Origin of the sequence: Litchfieldia sinesaloumensis, from assembly GCF_900156865.1 — a bacterium.
Taxonomy (GTDB): Bacteria; Bacillota; Bacilli; order Bacillales; family Bacillaceae_L; genus Ferdinandcohnia; species Ferdinandcohnia sinesaloumensis.
The window spans coordinates 4,342,508-4,349,822 of sequence record NZ_LT732529.1; the positions used below are offsets into that span (position 1 = coordinate 4,342,508).

Annotated in this window: 5 protein-coding genes; all 5 read left to right on the forward strand. The window is 42.7% G+C overall.

The genetic code is table 11. The features are described 5' to 3' along the window. Window positions 1-33: 33 nt before the first annotated feature. The 5 genes from xylA (at window position 34) to CZ490_RS21195 (ending at window position 5,304) form a co-directional block, all read left to right on the forward strand. The gene (gene xylA, locus CZ490_RS21175; protein ID WP_077620718.1) at window positions 34-1,356 is read left to right on the forward strand and encodes a xylose isomerase; all 1,323 of its coding nucleotides are present in this window, start codon (window positions 34-36) and stop codon (window positions 1,354-1,356) included. A gap of 70 nt (window positions 1,357-1,426) precedes the next feature. After that, window positions 1,427-2,926, forward strand: coding sequence for a xylulokinase (gene xylB / locus CZ490_RS21180; protein ID WP_077620719.1), 1,500 nt, complete (start codon window positions 1,427-1,429; stop codon window positions 2,924-2,926). A 48-nt stretch (window positions 2,927-2,974) separates the two neighbouring features. After that, the gene (locus tag CZ490_RS21185) at window positions 2,975-3,958 is read left to right on the forward strand and encodes an aldo/keto reductase (RefSeq protein WP_077620720.1); all 984 of its coding nucleotides are present in this window, start codon (window positions 2,975-2,977) and stop codon (window positions 3,956-3,958) included. Window positions 3,959-4,009: 51 nt separating this feature from the next. Then, the gene (locus tag CZ490_RS21190; protein WP_077620721.1) at window positions 4,010-4,624 is read left to right on the forward strand and encodes a polysaccharide deacetylase family protein; all 615 of its coding nucleotides are present in this window, start codon (window positions 4,010-4,012) and stop codon (window positions 4,622-4,624) included. 56 nt (window positions 4,625-4,680) lie between these two features. Beyond that, window positions 4,681-5,304 carry a YesL family protein gene (locus CZ490_RS21195; RefSeq protein ID WP_077620722.1) on the forward strand — a complete coding sequence of 208 codons (624 nt, stop codon included), beginning with the start codon at window positions 4,681-4,683 and terminating at the stop codon, window positions 5,302-5,304. Window positions 5,305-7,315: the final 2,011 nt, after the last annotated feature.

A 7,315-nucleotide genomic window follows, 5' to 3' on the forward strand; every position in this document is an offset into this window, starting at 1 on the left:
ATAAACTATAAAAATACTAGGAGGAATAACCCAATGGCTTATTTCGAAACAGTTAACAAGATTAAATATGAAGGTGCTAAATCAACGAATCCGTTTGCGTTTAAATACTACAACCCAGAAGAAAAAATTAATGGTAAAACAATGGAAGAAATTCTTCGCTACTCTGTTGCTTACTGGCATACATTTAATGCAGATGGAACAGATCCATTTGGTGCAGGTACTGCGATCCGCCCTTGGGATCACCTTAAAGGTTTAGACCTAGCAAAAGCTCGTGTTGAAGCATCATTTGAACTTTTTGAGAAATTAGATGCTCCATTCTTTGCTTTCCATGATGTTGATATTTCTCCAGAAGGAAGCACATTAAAGGAAACAAATGAAAATCTTGATGTAATCGTTGCGATGATTAAAGATTACATGAAAACTAGTAAAGTAAAATTACTTTGGAATACAGCAAACATGTTCACTAACCCACGCTATACACATGGTGCGGCAACTTCTCCGAATGCTGATGTATTTGCTTACTCAGCTGCAAAAGTGAAAAAAGGTTTAGAAGTAGCGAAAGAACTTGGCGCAGAAAACTATGTATTCTGGGGTGGACGTGAAGGGTATGAAACTCTTCTAAACACTGACATGAAGCTTGAGATGGATAACCTAGCTCGTTTCTTCCACATGGCAGTAGACTATGCAAAAGAAATCGGTTTAAATGTTCCATTCCTAATCGAGCCAAAACCAAAAGAGCCAACTAAGCACCAATATGATTTCGACGTAGCAACTGGTCTTGCGTTCTTACAAAAGTATGACCTAACAGATTACTTCAAGTTTAATATTGAAGCTAACCATGCAACACTTGCTGGTCACACTTTCGAACACGAACTAAGAACTGCTCGTATCAATGGTATGTTAGGTTCTGTTGACGCAAACCAAGGGGATACTCTACTTGGCTGGGATACAGACGAATTCCCAACTGACCTATATACAAACACATTAGCAATGTATGAAATTCTTAAAAATGGTGGACTAGGTAAGGGTGGTCTAAACTTCGATGCGAAAGTAAGAAGAGGATCATTCGATACAGACGATCTTTTCCACGCACATATTGCTGGTATGGATGCATTTGCTGTTGGATTAAAAGTAGCTAACAAATTAATTGAAGACAAAGTTCTTGATAGCTTTGTTGAAGATCGCTACAGCAGCTACACACAAGGCATTGGTTTAGATATCGTGGAAGGAAAAACAAACTTCCGTGAGCTTGAAAAATATGCTCTAGGCTTAACTGGAGTCAAAAATCAATCTGGTAGAACTGAGCGCCTTAAAGCTCAAATCAACCAATATTTATTAGAAACTCTAAATGCTTAATCGATAGAAACCTAAAATGTGCTGGAAGTATACTATTTCCAGCACATTTTCATAGAAAAGGATGATTCGGATGAAATATGTAATCGGTGTAGACCTCGGGACAAGTGCTGTAAAGATTTTACTTGTGAATCAAAATGGAGAAGTGGCCGCAGAGGTATCGAAATCATATCCCCTTATTATTGAAAAATCAGGCTACAGTGAGCAAAATCCCGAAGAGTGGGTTGAAAAAACAACTGCTGGTCTTAAAGAACTTGTCGAGCAATTTGATGGCGATATAACAGACATAGAAGGAATCAGTTTCTCCGGACAAATGCACGGACTTGTTTTACTAGACAATGAAAACCAAGTATTGCGCAATGCAATTTTATGGAATGATACAAGAACTACAAAACAATGTGAAGAAATCTATGAAACATTCGGTAAGGAACGTCTATTAGAGGTAACAAAGAATCCTGCGTTGGAAGGGTTTACATTACCTAAGATTCTTTGGGTTAAAGAAAATGAGCCTGAAATATTTGAACGTTCTAGCGTTTTCATGCTTCCTAAGGATTATTTACGTTATCGTATTACAGGTGCTGTTCACATGGAATACTCTGATGCAGCGGGTACATTGATGTTGAATGTAGCAAATCGTGAATGGAGTGCGGAAGTGCTGGAAGCTTTTAGTCTAGTACCTGAGTTTTGCCCTCCGTTAGTAGAATCACATGAATTTGTTGGTACTATTACACCTGAATTTGCTGAGGTAACTGGCCTTTCCGAAGCGACAAAAGTTTTTGCTGGTGGCGCGGATAATGCTTGTGGTGCGATAGGTTCAGGGATTTTGTCAGAAGGCAAAACACTTTGTAGTATCGGAACTTCAGGTGTCGTGTTGTCCTATGAAGAGCGTAATGACCTTGATTTTGAAGGTAAGGTTCACTATTTTAACCATGGTGAAGAGAATACGTATTATACAATGGGTGTAACTCTAGCAGCAGGTTATAGCTTAAGTTGGTTCAAGGATACGTTTGCCAAAGAAGAGGCTTTTGACCAATTTTTAGATGGTGTCAATGAAGTGCCAGCGGGTAGTAACGGTCTACTATTTACACCTTATATTGTTGGTGAGAGAACACCACATGCGGATTCCAATATTCGTGGTAGCTTTATTGGTGTTGATGCAGCGCACGAAAGAAAGCATTTTGCGCGTGCAGTACTTGAAGGGATCACATTTTCATTAAACGAGTCAATTGAGATTTTCAGAAATAGTGGCAAAACGATTGATACAATCATCTCGATTGGTGGAGGCGCCAAGAACGAGACATGGCTTCAAATGCAGGCTGATATTTTTAACGCGAAGATTGAAAAACTAACATCTGAACAGGGTCCTGGAATGGGAGCTGCAATGCTTGCTGCGTATGGCAGTGGTTGGTTTGAATCATTAAAAGAATGTGCAAATTCATTCTTACAAACCTCAAAAACATATGAGCCAATTCCAGAAAACGTGGAAGCTTATCAAAAATTATTTGCCTTGTATCAACAGGTTTATACACAAACGAAGACTCTCAATGAGCAATTAAGAGAGTTTAGAAAATAAAATGTAACCCCACTGAATGTGGGGTTTCTTTCGAAAGGGGAAATGAAAATGAACTACCGAAAATTAGGTAACACAGGTATAGAGATAAGTGAAGTAAGCTTTGGAACATGGGCAATTGGCGGAGCTTGGGGGAAAACAAGTGATGCGGAGGCATTAAAATCGTTAGACTATGCAATTGACCAAGGTGTTAACTTTTTTGATACAGCTGATGTGTATGGTGATGGACACAGTGAAGAGTTATTAGCAAAGGCAACAAAGGGCAAGGAAGATAAAATACATATAGCAACAAAGTTTTGTCGGCAAGGTGACATCTTTGATCCGCAAAATTACAGTTATGAACAAGTAAGTCGCTACTGTGAAGACAGCCTTCGTCGTTTAAATCGTGAGGCAATCGACTTATACCAGATTCACTGCCCAGCAACAGAGATTCTTAAGGATGGAAGTGTGTTCGAGGTCCTGGATCGTCTGCAGAGTGAAGGGAAAATACGTCATTATGGTGTGAGTGTGGAGACAGTAGAGGAAGGGCTCATTTGCTTAGAAAATCCAAACGTGAAGAGTCTTCAAATTATCTTTAATATGTTCCGTCAAAAGCCGTTAGAGGCCTTAATTCCCGAAGCATATAAAAAAGGAGTCGGGCTACTTGTTAGATTGCCACTTGCGAGTGGTTTGTTAACCGGAAAATTTACACCAAATCATGAATTTGAAGAGGATGACCATCGTCGTTTTAATGAAAATGGTGAGGCATTTAACGTCGGTGAAACATTTGCTGGCCTTGGTTTTAAAAAGGGAGTTGAACTTGCTGAGCAATTGAAGTGGATTGCAGAAGGACGCAATACAATGGCAAGTGCTGCACTTCGCTGGATTTTAGACCACAAAGAAATTACGTGTATTATTCCTGGCTTTAAAAACGTAAAACAAGTTCAAGACAACCTTACAGCTCTTGATACAGCACCTTTTACAAATGAAGAAAAGGAAAGAATTCAGCGCTTCTACCATGAATCTGTAAAGGACTTTATCAGAGGTGCATATTAAACTTTAGAACGAGCCTGGTCTCGTTCTTTTTTAAAAGGAGGAAGAAGAGGTATGGCGATTATTCATGAGGTTCCAATGCGTGAGAAGTTGATTGCAATTACATTTGATGATGGCCCCCACCCGATTTATACACCTCAGCTTTTAGAGATTTTTAATGCCGTTGGAGGAAAAGCGACATTTTTTATGGTCGGTGAAGAAATGAAAAAGCACCGGGATCTGGTCAAGAAAGTTTTTGATGAGGGACATGAAATCGGAAATCATACGTATACACATCCCCATTTGTCGAAGTTAAGTATGGAGCAATGTCTGGACGAGATTGAGCGAAATGAGAATCTGGTCGAGGAACTGGTAGGTCAAAAACCTGTTGTTTTTCGTCCGCCGTATTTTGACTATAATGATGAGGTTATTGGTATTCTCGGAGAAAAAGGTTATCCTATGATCGGTGCTGTGAATGGGGAGGCTCGCGATTGGGAACAGCCTGGAGTTGACCACATTTATAAAGCGTCATTAGATGCTGTGAAAGAAGGAAGTATTTTGATTTTTCATGATGGGTACGGGGATCGCTCACAATCAGTTGACGCGGTTCGAAAGCTTGTTCATGAGGTGGGCAGTCAAGGTTATCAATTTGTGACGGTAAGTCGCCTCTTGGAGGAATTTAAGGGATAAGTATGATAAAATTTTTGTAGGATAATATGTCGTGTTTCTATGTTGGAGGGGTTTTGATGAGTAAAACAGCCAATCGGGCTTACGCTGCAACAATATGGATATCAAAATTTGCTTATTTGAATCTACTTTGGATTGGCTTCTCACTAGTTGGTCTTGTTGTTTTGGGATTTTTTCCGTCAACGGCTGCGATGTTTTCAATAATACGCAAATGGTTGATGGGAGAAACTGATATCCCCGTTTTTAGTACGTTTTGGAGCACCTATAAAGCCGAGTTTTGGAGAAGCAATGGACTGGGTTTGATAATTGCAATAGTTGGTGGACTGATTGTACTCAATTTACTGGTTGTAAATAATTCTAGTGGCAGTTTATTTGGTGCCATTCAAATCCCAATCTATTTGTTTATCTTTGTTGTGGGAATGACAGCATTGTACATTTTTCCAGTGTTCTCTCACTTCGAGCTTAAGGTGGTTCACATTATAAAAAATTCATTTTTGTTAATGCTGATTAATCCGCTTGAAAACATCTTGATGATCATCAGTTTAGTGACAGTCTTTTTTGTTGTAAAATATATGCCTGGCCTAGGCTTTTTCTTCGGTGGCAGTCTATCTGCGGCAATTATCATGGCAGCCTGCTATCGTGCGATTAAAAAGATGGAGAATAAGAAAGAGCAGTTGGGATGAGGGACGCACGAAGTTAAGTTTAAAGATTTATCAAGGTCGAATAGCGTTTGGGTCTTCAAGGAGGTAAATGAAGACCTGAAGGCTTTTTTTTGTGGGAAAGAGGTCATCATGGAGGTGATGAAGACCTGAAGCGGTGTTGCTTGGTCGTGAAGAGGTCATCATGGAGGTGATGAAGACCTGAAGCGGTGTTGCTTGGATGGGAAGAGGTCATCATGGAGGTGATGAAGACCTGAAGCGGTGTTGCTTGGTCGTGAAGAGGTCATCATGGAGGTGATGAAGACTCGAAGCGGTGTTGCTTGGATGGGAAGAGGTCATCATGGAGGTGATGAAGACTCGAAGCGGTGTTGCTTGGTCGTGAAGAGGTCTTCATGCAGGTGATGAGGACCTGAAGCGGTGTTGCTTGGATGGGAAGAGGTCATCATGGAGGTGATGAAGACTCGAAGCGGTGTTGCTTGGATGGGAAGAGGTCATCATGGAGGTGATGAAGACCTGAAGCGGTGTTGCTTGGATGGGAAGAGGTCATCATGAAGGTGATGAAGACCTGAAGCGGTGTTGCTTGGTCGTGAAGAGGTCTTCATGGAGGTGATGAAGACTCGAAGCGGTGTTGCTTGGATGGGAAGAGGTCATCATGGAGGTGATGAAGACCTGAAGCGGTGTTGCTTGGTCGTGAAGAGGTCATCATGGAGGTGATGAAGACTCGAAGCGGTGTTGCTTGGATGGGAAGAGGTCATCATGGAGGTGATGAAGACTCGAAGCGGTGTTGCTTGGTCGTGAAGAGGTCTTCATGCAGGTGATGAGGACCTGAAGCGGTGTTGCTTGGATGGGAAGAGGTCATCATGGAGGTGATGAAGACTCGAAGCGGTGTTGCTTGGATGGGAAGAGGTCATCATGGAGGTGATGAAGACCTGAAGCGGTGTTGCTTGGATGGGAAGAGGTCATCATGAAGGTGATGAAGACCTGAAGCGGTGTTGCTTGGTCGTGAAGAGGTCTTCATGGAGGTGATGAAGACTCGAAGCGGTGTTGCTTGGATGGGAAGAGGTCATCATGGAGGTGATGAAGACCTGAAGCGGTGTTGCTTGGTCGTGAAGAGGTCATCATGGAGGTGATGAAGACTCGAAGCGGTGTTGCTTGGATGGGAAGAGGTCATCATGGAGGTGATGAAGACTCGAAGCGGTGTTGCTTGGTCGTGAAGAGGTCTTCATGCAGGTGATGAGGACCTGAAGCGGTGTTGCTTGGATGGGAAGAGGTCATCATGGAGGTGATGAAGACTCGAAGCGGTGTTGCTTGGATGGGAAGAGGTCATCATGGAGGTGATGAAGACCTGAAGCGGTGTTGCTTGGATGGGAAGAGGTCATCATGAAGGTGATGAAGACCTGAAGCGGTGTTGCTTGGTCGTGAAGAGGTCTTCATGGAGGTGATGAAGACTCGAAGCGGTGTTGCTTGGATGGGAAGAGGTCATCATGGAGGTGATGAAGACCTGAAGCGGTGTTGCTTGGTCGTGAAGAGGTCATCATGGAGGTGATGAAGACTCGAAGCGGTGTTGCTTGGATGGGAAGAGGTCATCATGGAGGTGATGAAGACTCGAAGCGGTGTTGCTTGGTCGTGAAGAGGTCTTCATGCAGGTGATGAGGACCTGAAGCGGTGTTGCTTGGATGGGAAGAGGTCATCATGGAGGTGATGAAGACTCGAAGCGGTGTTGCTTGGATGGGAAGAGGTCATCATGGAGGTGATGAAGACCTGAAGCGGTGTTGCTTGGATGGGAAGAGGTCATCATGAAGGTGATGAAGACCTGAAGCGGTGTTGCTTGGTCGTGAAGAGGTCTTCATGGAGGTGATGAAGACTCGAAGCGGTGTTGCTTGGATGGGAAGAGGTCATCATGGAGGTGATGAAGACCTGAAGCGGTGTTGCTTGGTCGTGAAGAGGTCATCATGGAGGTGATGAAGACTCGAAGCGGTGTTGCTTGGATGGGAAGAGGTCATCATGGAGGTGATGAAGACTCGAAGCGGTGTTG

What these genes read in the sequence shown, in the direction of transcription:
- xylA (WP_077620718.1), top strand. Translation starts at nt 34, where the DNA reads ATGGCTTATTTCGAAACAGTTAACAAGATTAAATATGAAGGTGCTAAA.
- xylB (WP_077620719.1), top strand. Translation starts at nt 1,427, where the DNA reads ATGAAATATGTAATCGGTGTAGACCTCGGGACAAGTGCTGTAAAGATT.
- CZ490_RS21195 (WP_077620722.1), top strand. Translation starts at nt 4,681, where the DNA reads ATGAGTAAAACAGCCAATCGGGCTTACGCTGCAACAATATGGATATCA.
- CZ490_RS21185 (WP_077620720.1), top strand. Translation starts at nt 2,975, where the DNA reads ATGAACTACCGAAAATTAGGTAACACAGGTATAGAGATAAGTGAAGTA.
- CZ490_RS21190 (WP_077620721.1), top strand. Translation starts at nt 4,010, where the DNA reads ATGGCGATTATTCATGAGGTTCCAATGCGTGAGAAGTTGATTGCAATT.